This window comes from uncultured Brevundimonas sp. (genome assembly GCF_947305955.1).
Classification (GTDB): Bacteria; Pseudomonadota; Alphaproteobacteria; order Caulobacterales; family Caulobacteraceae; genus Brevundimonas.
On record NZ_CAMZFB010000001.1, the window covers coordinates 116,291 to 131,036 of the forward strand.

Sequence of the window (14,746 nt, forward strand, 5' to 3'; positions counted from 1 at the left end):
GTTATGGGTTCAGTCGTCAACGTCAGCTTTGGTAAGTCCAAGGCCAGCACCAACGTTCTGGGTCAGCGCGAAATGCAGGCCCGCGCCTATGCTGCACGTGCCGCTCAGTTCCTGCTGCTGAAAGCCCCACCTGCAGCAGGCAAGAGCCGCGCTTTGATGTTCATCGCACTCGATAAGATGCGCCATCAGGGACTGGCCAAGACAATTGTTTGCGTGCCTGAAACCTCTATTGGCGGGTCGTTCCGATCCACGGACCTGATGTCCTATGGCTTTGAGGCCAACTGGGAGGTTGATGACGCCTGGAACCTATGTCTGACCGGTGATGATGCCAGCAATCAGAAGGTCAAAGCCTTTGAGGCATTTTTAGCCTCTGACGCCAAGGTTCTGATCTGCACCCACGCCACCTTCCGCTTTGGGTTTGAAGCGGTCGCCGAAAAGCTGGGTATCGAAGCGTTTGATAACTGCTTCATCGCTATCGACGAATTCCACCACGTCTCGGCTTCGGACCACAACCGGCTTGGCGTGATCCTGCGTAGCCTGCTCAATCGCGGCGAATGCCATTTGATGGCAATGACGGGCAGCTATTTCCGGGGCGATGCAGACCCTGTGCTGCGCCCCGAAGACGAAGATCGTTTCACCATCGTCACCTATAGCTATTACGAGCAGCTAGAGGGCTATGAGCACCTCAAGGCGCTCGGCATCAACTATGCCTTCTATAAAGGTCGTTACATCAATGGCCTCGACGACGTTCTGAACCCAGACCAGAAGACCATCGTCCACATTCCGCACCGTGGGTCGTCTGAGGCCTTTGACGACAAATTCAACGAGGTCGGCAAGATCATCGACCTGATCGGCGTCCATGAGAGCCGCGATCCGGAAACCGGTTTCGACCTTATCCGCCGCCCCGATGGCCGCCTCATCAAGGTAGCCGATCTAGTCGATGACGGCCCAGGACGCGATATCGTCAAAGCCGCCCTGTCTCGCGAAATCAAAAGCCCTGACGGCAAGCGTGACGATGTAGCCGATCGCGCCAAGGTCGATATCATTATTGCGCTCGGCATGGCCAAGGAAGGCTTTGACTGGGTTTGGTGTGAGCACGCCCTGACCATCGGCTATCGCTCTTCGCTGACCGAAATCGTCCAGATCATCGGACGGGCAACCCGCGATGCTCCGGGTAAGCCCAAGGCCACCTTTACGAACCTCGTTGCAGAACCCGGCGTCGAAACTGGACTTGTGACCGATGCAGTCAATGACATGCTCAAGGCCATTTCCGGCTCGCTGCTGATGGAGCAGGTTCTGGCTCCGAACTTTAAGTTCTACCGCCGCGAAGATGGCGATATTCGCGCTCCAATTAGCACCGATGAAAACGGCAATGTCGTTATCGGCATCAAGGGCTTGATAGAGCCGCCTACACAGCGAGCTCGCGAGATTTGTGAAAAGGATATGCACGACCTGATGGCCGCCGCCTGTCAGGAAATGGACAAACGCGCCATCTCGCCGGACACAGCCCCCGAAGTCATGACCCAGATGGTGTTCACCGACATCATCGAGCGCAAATACCCTACGCTTGGGGAGGAAGAGACTGAGGCTGTTCGTCAGCAGCTTTCCGCCCAAATGAACATCGTCACTCTCGCCCGCAAGGAATATGAGCGCGGCATGCAGGAAGCTGGCACTATCTTCGAGGGATCAGCGCCCACAGACAGTTCCTCCGCTGCGGAAGAAGATGAGGATCTGGGTTCAGCACCAAACACCCTGCTTCAGATGGTCAAGAAGTTCATCAATGTCCGCGATATTGATATCGAACTGATCGACAGCGTGAACACCTTCCAAGAACGTTTCGAGGTGATGTCTAAATCCTTGGACGCCCCGCTGCTGTCCAACGTCCAGGCCGCAATCATCGCTCAGCGCATCACCATGACTGAAGCTGAAGCCCGAACGCTGTGGCCACGCATCAAGGCGTTCAGAGCTTCCGAAGGCCGCGAACCGAACCCCCACTCTGCTGACCCGCTAGAAAAGCGGATGGCAGAAGCTCTGGCTTGGCTGAAACAGGAAAAAGCCAAACGCATGCGTGATGGTGCCCTCTGATCATGGCTCGCCCGACTCTTAATGAAATCTTTGCCGAACCGGATGACTTTGGCCTGTTGGATGTCAAAGCCGCCAACATACGATCTTCGAGCGCCGACAAAGACGCCGCTATCAGGCAGGAAGTCGAAGCCTTCTATGCCAAGCATGAACGCTGGCCCGATCCAGACGCTCCAAGCCATGACGAAATGCGCCTTGGTACTATCTGGTCCACAATATCGCCCGAGAGCTATCAACCTACCGAACAGGTCGCGCTACGGGATTGGCGAGAAGAACCAGATGAGAGCGATATTCCAGATAGCTTAGACGATATCTTCGGGGATGATGGCCTCGACGTGGATGCTACGCTGATCAAGCTCGAACATGTCACAGCCGCCGCTGAAAGACACACGCCGGATCACCGTGCTGATTTTGTGCCGTGCCGCGACTTCCATCTATTTGAGCCTCGCTTCGAGGAAGTCCAAGCTGCACTAGAAAGTGGAGAGCGAAAGGCCCTACCGGTCAAGAAATGGGCAGTGATCGAACCGATCGAAGGGGATGTATTCATCCGCAACGGTCTGCTCGCCTTGATCGCCGAAAAGTCTGAAATGATGATGCGGGGCGGTTCTCGTGACCATCGGCTTCGTGTGATCTTCTCAAACGGTACTGAAAGCGACCCACTGATGTCGTCTTTCCGTAAATCGCTCAATGACGATCCAACCGCCCGCACCGTAAATAAGGTGGGGCTAGGTCCCCTCGATCCCGAATGGGAAGCTGATCGCCTTAACTTGTCCGGGACGATCTACGTTCTGCGCTCACTGTCCGACGAGCCAGTGATCAAGGAAAAACGCATGATCCTGCACAAGATTGGCGTTACCAGCCAAGACGTACGCAGACGCATTGCCGACGCCCGAAATGATCCGACTTTCCTACTGGCACCGGTCGAGATCGTTGCAGAGTTTGGCCTGAAAAATCTGCCTCGCCAGACCGTCGAAACCTTGTTGCACCGCTTCTTTGATGAGGCTCGCCCGAACGGCCTATTCATCAATGATCGCTACGGCAAAACCATCCACCCAAGAGAGTGGTTCTACGTTCTTCCGGAACACGTCAGCCAAGCCGCCAAGCTGATCCAGGAAAAGCAGTTGCACCTTTACCGGTACGATCTTCAATCGCAGAGAATTGTCCGGCGTTAAGCGTTAGGGCATGAAAATGATCTATGTGACCCAGAACTAAAGATGCGTAGACGGCCATCCGAAACCGAACCTACCTACATAAAATCCTAGATAAAGATACCTTAGGTCACTTTCCCAATCTTCAATGGCCTGATCCAACCGGCTGTCGGAGCGGCGCTTAGCGTTTCGTGCAAATGCAGCGATACTTTCCGCAATCTTACGAAGACGGATTGCGCTTCCTGGTTCCCCCCACTGATCGAGGTATGCAGGAGGAAAAGCTGGAGGTATCACCCCTTCAAATACCTTTGTGAGGATGCTTTGACGCAGCGGCGTAGACAAATCTGCGGTCTTGCCGACACGATATTCCAAGAAGCCCAAGACTCCCTCCGCAACCCATCCATCAGAAGAAATTGAACCATTACCTCCAGGTGCATCAGTGGAGGGCCATTTAAAAAAGTCATCTTGAGAGGCCGGATTAAGACGACGTCTCAACCACTCGTTCTCGACACCATCCAGCACTTGCTGCGCCGCTGGCCAAAATGCCTTCTTCTGTTTTGAGCCGAGTATCTGAATGGCGTTGTGCCATACCCTCACAGTGTCAGCGAGCGACATCGACGGCAAACGCTCGATGGTTCTAGCTGCTGATGGCGAAATCTCTTTTCGTTTAGCTGGCTCCCACTTTTTCGAAGGAGGCGAAGCTTGGTTGCGCTTAACTGCCTTACGCGCCGTCTTCTTCCCGCGCACGTTCGAACTCACGATATCTCCCCCCAGAGATTCCCATAACGCTTATTCCAAGCTTAATAGATCAATGTTCTCAACTATAGATTCAAACCTGATTGATTGAAGCCCTACCAGCCATCTTGCGGGTATAGCGCGGGTCGAATTCTAGGCCGCCTCCTAGTTATCGATCGTAACTTAGGGAGCGCCTAATTCAGCCCTATAGGCCAGCGTGGGTCGTTGATGGGTCGGGCCACAAACCTTACCCATCGCCCCCATCAATCCATTGTAATATATAAACTTTATGTGCCGCTTCCCAAGATTTCGTAATGCGGGGGTCACGTGTTCGAGTCACGTAAGCGGCACCACCTTTTCCCTAATAAATATAGAGACTTACCGGTCACATTCTTGTCGGCTTCGCGACGCGCTGCGCAGCTTTTGCAGCAACTTTGTAGCAGAGCAGAAAAGTTCACTTATCCACCCTTTTCCCTGCCACATCGATCGCTCCATTAAGCAGCGACCTGACATCCGGTAGTCTGACGACCTTAGACGATCCAGCACGTCGAGTTGGCCCCTTTTGATTCAACCGGGGAAACGCCCGACTCTTTTCGGACAGCCCCCACAGCAACTCGTCCTCCAGAGAACACGCATCCGGATATGGAATGGTTATAATGCGGACTAAGTCCGGCTCCAGTTCATTTCCAACGAGTTCCCGGGCAAGCCGGCCTGCATGATGCAATGTGCAGGATTGCCCTGTGAACGCACCTGAAAACGACAAGACGCGGGCTGAAAGGCTAGCGTCGCTCTTTCCGACGTAGAGGACCCACATCTCCTCGTTGAGCACGGCTCGAACAATATCTCGATCAGGCAACAAGTCGTCGTTATGGACGACAATATATGCGCCCGAATTATAGCCCACTCGCTTTCGCAGCTTGCGAAGCCTTGCTTTCTGCTCGACCGCGTCAACCGGACACGTGACTGAATAACGCAGCTTTCTGGTTTTTGCGGCGCATACGGGGCACCGCTTGCGGTCGTGACACCAACAAGCGTTCATGCCGCCCATCCTTGAGCGTCACGCTGCTGCTGCCCTTCAATGAACAGATTAATGTCTTCGGGTCGGTAGCGGATATTCCTACCACCGACTCGGCAATAGCTCGGGCCTTCTCCAGTCCCGCGCCACTTCTCCAAAGTGCGATGCGATAGCTTTAGAAGCCGAGCGGCTTCCTTGGTGCAAAGCAATCCAAGCGACGGCCTGATCCCAACTACTGGGACGCTCTTGGGCGCAGCTCCGTTTTCGGTGACACGCATTACTGACACTCTCCTTCATCACCGAGGAGCGCCCGCTGCGGTCGCTCTCCGCCCGGCGTTGAGTGACAGACTATCTATATGGAAATTATCCCTCTTAGTGCGGCAAAAATCATTAAAATATTTGATAGTTTTCAGAGGCTTATTTTTGAAGTAGGCCGCACCTGATGCAAAAGCCAAAACCTATTCAAGCCGAAAGCGCGACACTTTCGACGCTCGCCAATGCTCTTCACCGTCGCGGTTTTCGCTTTCGGAAAGCCGCTCGCGAGCTTCCTGGGCACCCCCACTTAGTCTTTCCCCGGTGGAAGACGGCCATTTTCGTCTGCGACTGCCAACACTACCTTCATGGGTGCCCCACATCTTTGAAGTGGTCTTTCCCTGACGCCCACACTCGATCAAAAGAATTGGCCATATTTACTTGTGTCCTGTCCCACCGCGGCTGGAAGGTTGACACAGTCTGGAGATGTGAAGTCAGCGATCAGGCCCCTATTTCATCTCGAATACTGAACATATTCGACCTGACAGTCGCCTCCTCGGCAGACGGTTAACTGAACCTTTCCAACTGGTGATGCAGCGTCCTCACACGTCCAGTGGGGTATCCATGAACCAGCAAGCCTTGTCCGCCTTCCTTTGGTCCGTCGCCGATCTTCTGCGCGGTGATTACAGACAGTCGGACTATGGCAAGGTCATCCTGCCCCTGACTGTCCTGCGACGCATCGACTGTGTGCTCGCCAACAGCAAGGAAGCTGTGTTGGCTGAACTGGCCAACCGCACTCAGCAAGGGGTAGCCCCAGATCCATTCCTGCGCCGCAAGTCGGACGCGACCTTCTACAACACTTCGCCTTTTGACCTGAAAAAGCTGATGGGCGACCAAGATAATATCGCCATCAACCTTCGGGGTTACATTCAGGCCTTCTCCCCGGAAGTGCGCGACATCTTCGACAGTTTCGAATTCGACGCTCAGATCGACCGCCTGTCCAAGAGCGGACTGCTCTATCAGGTGGTTGAGAAGTTCACCCAGATCGACCTGCACCCAGAATCCGTCAGCAATTATCAGATGGGTCTGGTCTTCGAAGAGCTGATCCGTCGCTTCTCGGAACTGTCGAACGAGACAGCCGGTGAGCACTTCACGCCGCGTGAAGTTATTAAACTGATGGTCAATCTGCTGTTCGTCGAAGACGATGACCTGCTCAGCAAGCCCGGAATCGTTCGCGCCATCTATGACCCGACAGCGGGCACCGGTGGCATGCTGTCTGTAGCCGAAGAATACCTGACAGACATGAACCCGTCGGCTTCGGTCTCTCTGTTTGGTCAGGAGTTGAACCCAGAATCCTATGCCATCTGCAAGGCTGACATGCTGATCAAGGGTCAGGATGTCGGCAACATCATCTTCGGCAACACCCTGTCCGACGACGGCCATCCCGATCAAAAATTCGACTACATGCTGTCGAACCCGCCGTTTGGTGTTGAATGGAAAAAGGTCGAAAAGGCTGTCCGCGCAGAGCACGACCAGCAAGGCCACAATGGACGCTTTGGCCCGGGCCTACCGCGCGTCTCTGACGGGTCCATGCTCTTCCTGATGCACTTGTTGTCTAAGATGCGTCCGGCCGCGCAAGGCGGTGCCCGCTTTGGCATCGTTTTAAACGGCTCGCCCCTGTTTACCGGTGGTGCCGGTTCGGGTGAGAGCGAGATCCGTCGCCATGTGCTGGAAAGCGATCTGGTCGAAGCCATCATCGCCCTGCCAACCGACATGTTCTACAACACCGGCATTGCCACCTATGTCTGGATCCTGAGCAATCGCAAACCGGCGGAGCGCAAGGGCAAGGTCCAGCTCATCGACGGCTCCGGCTTTTGGCAGAAAATGCGCAAGTCGCTTGGGTCCAAGCGAAAGGAGCTGGGTGAAGCAGACATTGCCACCCTCACGCGCCTGTTTGGTGACTTTGCCGAGGCCAATCTTGCCCGCATTATCGATGCTGGTGGCAAAGAGGTTGGCACTGAGGTCGTTCTAAAGGGCGAGCAGGCACCACAAGCCCCAGAAGGCGGCAAAATCAAGCTGGCCCCGCTGTCCAAGATCATGCCGAACGAAAGCTTCGGCTATCGCACCATTACGGTCGAGCGCCCCTTGATGGATGAGAACGGCAATCCGGTCGTGGCCCTGAAGGGCAAGAAGAAGGGGCAGCCCCAGCCCGACACCTCGCGCCGCGACACCGAGAACGTGCCCCTGTCAGAGGACATCCAGACCTATTTCGAGCGCGAGGTGAAGCCCCACGCACCCGACGCCTGGATCGACCACGACAAGACCAAGACGGGCTATGAAATCCCGTTCAACCGCCACTTCTATGTCTTCGAGCCGCCGCGCGACCTGTCCGAGATCGACGCCGACCTGCTCGAGGTCACCGACCGCATCAAGGCCATGATAGAGGAGATGGCCGCGTGAGCGCGCCTGCATACGAGAGCTATAAGGACAGCGGCGTAGCTACAATTGGCCACATGCCAACTAGCTGGATGATCGCTCAACTAAAGCGAATAGCAACGCTTGTATATGGCGATGCGTTAGCGTCAGAGCTACGAATACCAGGTGATGTTAAGGTATTCGGTTCAAACGGCCCCGTTGGCCAGCACAATGTAGCTAACACGTCAGAACCGGTTATTTTTGTAGGGCGTAAGGGTTCCTGTGGCGCGTTAACATGGAGCGATGACGCAGGGTTCGCCATCGACACAGTCTATTACATCGATGAGAACAGCAGCCAGGTAAACCTTAGATGGCTATATTGGGTTCTGCATACATTAGGTCTTTCGCAGACCTCCCAAGACACCGGCGTTCCCGGCCTTAGCCGAGAAGTGGCGCATTCTTCTCCAGTCCCGCTTCCATCATCTGCCGAACAAACCGCCATCGCTGCGTTTCTGGATCGGGAGACCGGCAAGATCGACGCGCTGATCGAGGCGCAGACGCGGCTGATCGAACTGCTGAAGGAAAAGCGTCAGGCCGTCATCTCCCACGCCGTCACCAAGGGCCTCAACCTCGACGCCCCGATGAAGGACTCCGGCATCGAATGGGTCGGCCACGTCCCCGCGCATTGGGATGTCGTGGCGGTGAAGCGCATGATTGACCTTGCTACATCAGGACCCAGAGGCTGGTCCGATATGCAGAGCGAAAGCGGCTCATTGTTCTTTCAGAGCCAGTGCATCGGAAGAGCGATGGAAGCAGTTTTTGATAATGCTACATTGATTACACCTCCTGACGATGCCGATGCAGAGAGAGCGCGGCTCCGCCATGACGATGTCGTGGTTTGCATTACAGGTGGGCGGACGGGCGCAGTGGCTCATATCCGTGAACTGCCGGAAGCCTCATACATTAATCAGCACGTTTGCCTACTCAGACCGCGTGGGCTTGAGTTAAGCGGACGTTTTCTTGCCTACGCGATGTTTTCATACGCTGGCCAAGAGCAGTTGAGCCTTTCAATGTATGGCCTAAAGCAGGGCTTGGGTTTGGATCAGGTTCGGTCGCACAAATTTACTGTTCCGCCAAAGAAGGAGCAGGAAGCAATCGTCAGCTTCTTGGATCTGCGCTTTGCTGAGTTTGAGAGCCTGATCTGCCACTCAGAGGAGGCGATTACTTTGCTAACAGAACGCCGCGCCGCACTCATCTCAGCTGCCGTGACGGGCAAGATCGACGTGCGCGGACTGGTGAACATCGAAAGCGAAGCCGCTTAATCGGTTATTGGCAGAGTTGCGGGACGATTTGGGCGGGGAGGCCTGAATGCCGATTTATGAAGTGCGCCACGACAGTCTGGCACCGGTCAATGCGACCAGTTTCGAGATTGAGAAACTAAGCGAGCGCGGGGACATCCAGCGCCTTTTGAAAGACCGTATCGACTGTCTGGAAGAAGGCCTGATGGTCCTGGCTGAAGAGTTCAGCGATTGGCAGGACAGCAGCCGCCGCATCGACCTTCTGTGCCTCGACACCGATGCCAATCTGGTGGTGGTCGAGCTGAAGCGCACTAGCGACGGCGGCCACATGGAGCTTCAGGCCATCCGCTACGCGGCCATGGTCTCGGCCATGACCTTTGATCAGGCTGTCGAAACCTATGCCCGCTCGCGTCCCCGCAACGAGAGCGGCACGGTGGACTATGACGCCGCCCGCGCTGAAATCCTGTCCTTCCTCAATTGGGACGAGCCGGTCGAAGACGATTTCGCCAAAGACACCCGCATCATTCTGGCCTCTGCGGACTTCAGCAAGGAACTGACCACCTCGGTTATGTGGCTGCGCGAGCGCGACATCGACATTCGCTGTGTGCGCCTGAAGCCCTACAAGCTGGAAGACGGGCGCGTTCTGATGGACATACAGCAACTGATCCCCCTCCCAGAAGCTGCCGAGTTCCAGACCCAGATCGGTGTGAAGCGACAGGCCGAACGCAAGGAACGCGTAGAGCGCCACGACCAACGCTATCGTTTCTGGGAAGGGCTGATTGCGGCTGCAAAAGTCCACGGTGCAGCTGGGGCGACGCGATCACCCACCAAGGACAACTGGATCAATGCCAGCATAGGCCGCGGCGGTTTCAATCTGGTCTATACCGTCAGGCAATCGGACAACTCCATTTCGCTGTGGGTCTATGATGACCCTGCGGCATTTGCCGCCTTGCGCGACCAGCGAGCCGAGATCGAAGCTGACTTCGGTAGCCCGCTCATCTGGAAAGAAGAAGAGGGGCAGAACGGACGTGCCATCATCTTCAATCAAGAAGGTGGCTATCGCTCTAGCCCGGATGATTTGCCCGGTATCCAAGAACGTATGGTCGAGGCAATGATACGATTGGATCGAGCGCTACGACCGCGCGTTCAGAGGTTGCCGTCATGACCAGTGCAGTGAATGGCAGGTCCCTGGAGCTTTACTTCATTGATGGACGCCCCGACGGCATGCTGACAGCCGAGGTGTTCAATTGGACTGGCCATGTGCTGGTTACTCCTCGCACACGCCTGAAAGAGGCTCTCGCACGACAAGAAGCGAAATACACCGGCGTTTATATCTTACTAGGCGAACGTGACGAGGTGCCCCTCGCCTATATCGGGGAAGCAGAGGACCTCGCGTCTCGCATCAAAAACCATGAGACCGGAGACAAGGATTGGTGGACGTCAGCCATTCTTGTGACGTCCGCCGCCAACAACCTTCACAAAGCTCACGCAAAATATCTTGAGTCCCGCCTGGTCGAAGAAGCCAAAAAAGTGGGCACGATGCCGCTGAACAACGGCAACACACCACCGCGCCCCAGCCTGTCGGAAGCTGCGCGCGCCAATATGGAAGCCTTCCTAGACTACCTGTTCATGGTTCTACCCGCCGTCCGCATCGACATGTTTGTGCAAAAGGTGAGGCCAACCGGCGCAGTCTCAGCAGAAGCCTTTGAACCGTCGTCTGGCCGCACGGAAGTCGGATCAGCAGAAGCAATCCCGTTCTATCTGGAAAGCGCCAAGCACAAGCTACGCGCTGATGCCTTTCTGATCGACGGAGAGTTCGTTGTGCAGGCCGGATCGATGGCGCAAGGCAAGGAAGATGTCGTCTCAGGTATTGGCTCATACACCAACCTAATCCGCGACCTTGTCTCTACCGGCGTCCTGCAGCGACAAGGCGAACACTACGTCTTTAGCCAGAGCTATGCCTTCAGATCACCAAGTGCCGCAGGAGCTGTAGTGCTGGGCTACAACGTTAATGGCACCACCGCTTGGAAGACAGCATCAGGCCAGACCTACAAGGAATGGGAAGCCACCGAGCTGCGTAGCTAACGGTGGTCAGGGGGAAGTGATGGGCACGCATAAAGAAATCGGTTTCGAGAACGTCATCTGCGATCACCTGTCAGCCATCGGCTGGCTTTATGGTGCCCCTAAATCTGATGGTGATGCCAGCGGCTATGATCGCGCGCGTGCCCTTTATCCATCAGATGTCACGGCTTGGTTTGAAGCGACACAAGCGAAGGCTTGGACTGACGCTAAATCCAAGCACGGTGAAGTTGCTCTGCTGGACCGTATCCGCAAACAGTTGGATGCCCGCGGCACCCTAGACGTGCTCCGTAGCGGCATTGATGTAGTCGGCTTACGTGCCCCGCTCCAGTTTGCGCAGTTTCGGCCTGCAATGGACCTCAATCCCGAAGTTCTTGCTCGCTACAAGGCCAACCGACTGCGGGTTGTCCGCCAAGTGCGCTATTCATTGCACAACGAGAAATGCATCGATCTGGTGCTGTTCCTGAATGGCATACCGGTTTCAACGCTCGAACTGAAAACCGACTTTACCCAGAACATTCAGGACGCGGTTGACCAATACCGCTTTGACCGCAATCCATACGAGAAGGGGCAAAAGCCCGAACCCCTGCTTTCATTCCCCGGTGGGGCCTTGGTTCATTTTGCGGTGTCAGACCGCGAAGTGATGATGACCACGCGCCTCAGCGGCACAGAGACGCGTTTTCTGCCTTTCAACCGAGGTGATGAAGGTGCCGCGGGCAATCCGGTCAACCCTATCGGTCACCGCACCGCCTACCTCTGGGAAGAAATCCTAGCCCCGGACAGCTGGCTGGAAATCATGGGCCGCTACATGATCGGCACGCGTGATAAGAAGAAACAGCTGACCGGCATGATCTTCCCGCGCTTTCATCAACTGGATGCAACCCGCAAACTTCGATCAGCCATCCTGAACGAAGGGCCGGGGCAGAAATATCTGATCCAGCACTCGGCAGGCTCAGGCAAGACCAACTCGATTGCCTGGACAGCCCACCAACTGGCCGATCTGCACGATATCAACAACGAGAAGATCTTCTCGACGGTGGTGGTCGTCTCCGACCGCAACGTCATCGACACCCAGCTTCAAGAAGCAATCTTCTCGTTTGAACGCACGCAGGGCGTAGTTGCGACGATCACCAATAAGGACGGCTCCAAGAGTGAAAAGCTTGCCGAGGCTTTGGCCGGTGGCAAGAAGATAGTGGTCTGCACAATCCAGACCTTCCCATTTGCGCTGAAAGCCGTTCAGGAGTTGGCAGCCACCACCGGCAAGCGGTTTGCCGTGATCGCAGACGAAGCACACTCCAGCCAAACTGGTGAAGCCGCAGCCAAGCTCAAGCAGGTTTTGTCAGCCGAAGAGCTAAAAGACCTTCAGGATGGTGGCGAGATCAGCACCGAGGACATTCTGGCAATGCAGATGACCTCAAAGGCTGCAGACAACGGCATCAGCTTCGTCGCTTTCACAGCAACCCCCAAGGCCAAGACAATGGAGCTGTTCGGGCGACGCCCCGACACAAGCGCGCCAGCAGGACCAGACAACCTACCTGCACCATTCCATGTCTATTCCATGCGACAGGCTATCGAAGAGGGCTTCATCCTAGATGTCCTCAAGAACTACACGCCCTATGACCTGGCCTTCAAACTGGCAAGTGAAGGCGCTGAACTGGATGACACCGAAGTCGAGCAAAGCGCTGCTAAGAAGGCGCTGATGAAGTGGGTGAAACTGCACCCATATAACATCGCTCAGAAGGTCGCGATCGTGGTGGAGCACTATCGCGAAATGGTCATGCCCCTACTGGGAGGTCAGGCCAAAGCAATGGTTGTCGTGGAAAGCCGTAAAGAGGCAGTTCGCTGGCAACTCGCTATCCAGAAATACATCAAAGAGAAGGGCTACGGTTTAGGCACTCTGGTGGCCTTCTCGGGCGAAGTGACGGACGAGGAGAGCGGTCCTGACGCCTTCACTGAAACCAACAAGACCGTAAACCCAACCCTCAAGGGCGATATTCGAGAAGCGTTCAAGGGTTCCGAGTTCCACATCCTCTTGGTGGCCAACAAGTTCCAGACGGGCTTCGACCAACCTCTGCTTTGCGGCATGTATGTGGATCGTAGACTATCCGGCATTCAGGCCGTGCAGACGTTATCTCGTCTGAACCGTGCCTGGCAGCAGGGCGACCTGAAGAAGGACACGACCTACGTCCTCGACTTCGCTAACAGTGCTGACGACATCCTAGCAGCTTTCCGCACCTACTATGAAACCGCAGAGTTGGAGGACGTCACAGACCCAGATCAGGTTCTTGATCTGCGCCAGCAACTCGACGCCTTAGGCTACTATGACGATTACGAAGTCGAGCGGGTCGTCAAAACCGAACTTGATCCCAAGGCCACCCATAAGGAACTGCGTGCCGCTATCGAACCGGTCGCAGACCGCTTGCTGAAGCAGTTTAAAGCTGCTCAGGCCGATGAAGTGTCGGCGACGGCCAAGAATGACAACAAAGCTATCCAAGCCGCCAAACAGGCTCAGGATGCCTTGATCGTATTCAAATCGAACATGGGAGCCTACCGCCGCCTCTATGCTTTCCTGTCGCAAATCTTTGATTACGGCTCCACCGCAATCGAGGCGCGTGACATGTTCTACCGCCACCTAATCAAGTCTCTGGACTTCGGACGTGAACGCGAAGGCGTAGACCTTAGCCAAGTGACGCTTACCCACCACAAGCTTAAGTCAAAAGGCAAAACAGCCCTTATTTTGGGTGACGAAGGCGAGAAACTCGCCCCTATGACCGGCGCAGGATCAGCAAGCCCTCAAGACAAAGAGAAGGCCCTGTTGTCCGAAATCGTAAGAAAAATGAATGACCTGTTCACGGGCGATGTAACCGACAACGATCACGTCTCTTACCATACGGCCGTCAAAGGCAAGTTGATGGACAACGACATTCTCGTGCAGCAGGCCAACGGAAACATGAAAGATCAGTTTGCCAATTCGCCTGCCCTTAGAAAGGCTGTTGTGGATGCCATTATGGACGCACTGGACACTCATACTGACATGAGCAGGCAAGCGCTAGCTTCGACAACCATTCAGGATGGCATCATCAGCACTCTAATGGGACCCGGTCGCCTTTATGAATCCCTCAGGGGTCAGGTTTCTCGTTAAAGGGAGGTCGACCTCAAGAAGGCTTTCTTCCTTTTGATCGTTCAGTGGCAATACGCTTGGCGTTTTGGGCCGCCTCGAGGAAATGCTGCTCGACCGCACTTGGGGCATTGATCTGCCGTTGGTGCCAGCGCTCATATTCCTCATGCGCCTTTAGCTTGGCTTCATCAGCCGAGATGCGACCGGCATGGGTCAGCACATCGCGGTCACCCAGCTTCAGGAAATCATCCAGCTTGCTGATCCAACCCTGCATGGTCATGGGCTTGCGCCCCATGGCCTGTAGCTCGGCAAACTCCAGATAGGCTGTGACGATGCGGTTCAGGGCCTCAATCTCGTCTTGCGCGAGATAATTCTTGGCCACATGAACATCGCCCTTGCGCGGAAGGCCAGCCTTGCTCTGGTTTGCCCATGAGGTCAGACCCATATGGTCCTGCGAAGCATCAGCGCGTGCCGCCACGATCTCTGCCGCTGTGTGGCCATGGGCTGCCCAGTGCATCTTGTTCTGGACGGTCTGGAAAAACCGTTGGCTGACGTGACCCCCGTTTCTCATCCAGCCATAACGAGAGTCCGAGGTTGATTTGAG

The 14,746-nt window shown here is 55.4% G+C and carries 11 protein-coding genes; 8 read left to right on the forward strand and 3 right to left on the reverse strand.

Going from position 1 to position 14,746, the window contains the following annotated elements; genetic code table 11:
* Positions 1 to 3 precede the first annotated feature (3 nt).
* Both Q0Y42_RS00610 and Q0Y42_RS00615 read left to right on the forward strand, forming a co-directional pair.
* The gene (locus Q0Y42_RS00610; protein WP_297799028.1) at positions 4 to 2,085 is read left to right on the forward strand and encodes a DEAD/DEAH box helicase; all 2,082 of its coding nucleotides are present in this window, start codon (positions 4 to 6) and stop codon (positions 2,083 to 2,085) included.
* A gap of 2 nt (positions 2,086 to 2,087) precedes the next feature.
* Positions 2,088 to 3,254, forward strand: a complete 1,167-nt coding sequence (locus Q0Y42_RS00615; RefSeq protein ID WP_297799030.1) for a GIY-YIG nuclease family protein — start codon at positions 2,088 to 2,090, stop codon at positions 3,252 to 3,254.
* 36 nt (positions 3,255 to 3,290) lie between these two features.
* Here Q0Y42_RS00615 and Q0Y42_RS00620 read toward each other — a convergent pair whose 3' ends face one another.
* A complete protein-coding gene (locus Q0Y42_RS00620; protein ID WP_297799033.1) occupies positions 3,291 to 3,989 on the reverse strand; it encodes a hypothetical protein in 699 nt (232 codons plus the stop codon).
* Between the two features lie 1,011 nt (positions 3,990 to 5,000).
* Positions 5,001 to 5,258: a helix-turn-helix domain-containing protein gene (locus tag Q0Y42_RS00625; RefSeq protein ID WP_297799035.1), complete on the reverse strand. Its 258-nt coding sequence runs from the start codon at positions 5,256 to 5,258 to the stop codon at positions 5,001 to 5,003.
* A 164-nt stretch (positions 5,259 to 5,422) separates the two neighbouring features.
* On the opposite strand from Q0Y42_RS00625, the gene Q0Y42_RS14035 reads away from it, so the two are divergent.
* From Q0Y42_RS14035 to Q0Y42_RS00650, 6 genes are read left to right on the forward strand one after another with little or no spacing between them, the layout of a single operon-like run.
* Positions 5,423 to 5,803 (forward strand): hypothetical protein, encoded by a 381-nt coding sequence (locus tag Q0Y42_RS14035; RefSeq protein ID WP_366107837.1) that lies wholly within the window; start codon positions 5,423 to 5,425, stop codon positions 5,801 to 5,803.
* Between the two features lie 53 nt (positions 5,804 to 5,856).
* Positions 5,857 to 7,692 carry a class I SAM-dependent DNA methyltransferase gene (locus Q0Y42_RS00630; protein ID WP_297799037.1) on the forward strand — a complete coding sequence of 612 codons (1,836 nt, stop codon included), beginning with the start codon at positions 5,857 to 5,859 and terminating at the stop codon, positions 7,690 to 7,692.
* A complete protein-coding gene (locus Q0Y42_RS00635) occupies positions 7,689 to 8,969 on the forward strand; it encodes a restriction endonuclease subunit S (protein WP_297799038.1) in 1,281 nt (426 codons plus the stop codon). Before Q0Y42_RS00630 ends, Q0Y42_RS00635 begins: the two co-directional genes overlap by 4 nt.
* Positions 8,970 to 9,015: 46 nt before the next feature.
* The gene (locus Q0Y42_RS00640; RefSeq protein ID WP_297799041.1) at positions 9,016 to 10,110 is read left to right on the forward strand and encodes a DUF4268 domain-containing protein; all 1,095 of its coding nucleotides are present in this window, start codon (positions 9,016 to 9,018) and stop codon (positions 10,108 to 10,110) included.
* The gene (locus tag Q0Y42_RS00645; RefSeq protein WP_297799043.1) at positions 10,107 to 11,030 is read left to right on the forward strand and encodes a GIY-YIG nuclease family protein; all 924 of its coding nucleotides are present in this window, start codon (positions 10,107 to 10,109) and stop codon (positions 11,028 to 11,030) included. The genes Q0Y42_RS00640 and Q0Y42_RS00645 overlap by 4 nt, the downstream gene beginning before the upstream one ends.
* Before the next feature lie 19 nt (positions 11,031 to 11,049).
* Positions 11,050 to 14,166: a type I restriction endonuclease gene (locus Q0Y42_RS00650; RefSeq protein ID WP_297799045.1), complete on the forward strand. Its 3,117-nt coding sequence runs from the start codon at positions 11,050 to 11,052 to the stop codon at positions 14,164 to 14,166.
* 13 nt (positions 14,167 to 14,179) lie between these two features.
* On the opposite strand, the gene rhuM is transcribed toward Q0Y42_RS00650, so the two are convergent.
* Positions 14,180 to 14,746, reverse strand: a 567-nt coding sequence (rhuM, locus tag Q0Y42_RS00655; RefSeq protein ID WP_297799047.1) for a RhuM family protein, incomplete at its 5' end; no start/stop codon positions are given.

Excerpts from the sequence above, each read along its gene's own strand:
- Q0Y42_RS00640 (WP_297799041.1), top strand. The coding sequence starts at position 9,016 with ATGCCGATTTATGAAGTGCGCCACGACAGTCTGGCACCGGTCAATGCG.
- Q0Y42_RS00645 (WP_297799043.1), top strand. The coding sequence starts at position 10,107 with ATGACCAGTGCAGTGAATGGCAGGTCCCTGGAGCTTTACTTCATTGAT.
- Q0Y42_RS00615 (WP_297799030.1), top strand. The coding sequence starts at position 2,088 with ATGGCTCGCCCGACTCTTAATGAAATCTTTGCCGAACCGGATGACTTT.
- Q0Y42_RS14035 (WP_366107837.1), top strand. The coding sequence starts at position 5,423 with ATGCAAAAGCCAAAACCTATTCAAGCCGAAAGCGCGACACTTTCGACG.
- Q0Y42_RS00625 (WP_297799035.1), bottom strand. The coding sequence starts at position 5,258 with ATGCGTGTCACCGAAAACGGAGCTGCGCCCAAGAGCGTCCCAGTAGTT.
- Q0Y42_RS00630 (WP_297799037.1), top strand. The coding sequence starts at position 5,857 with ATGAACCAGCAAGCCTTGTCCGCCTTCCTTTGGTCCGTCGCCGATCTT.
- Q0Y42_RS00650 (WP_297799045.1), top strand. The coding sequence starts at position 11,050 with ATGGGCACGCATAAAGAAATCGGTTTCGAGAACGTCATCTGCGATCAC.
- Q0Y42_RS00610 (WP_297799028.1), top strand. The coding sequence starts at position 4 with ATGGGTTCAGTCGTCAACGTCAGCTTTGGTAAGTCCAAGGCCAGCACC.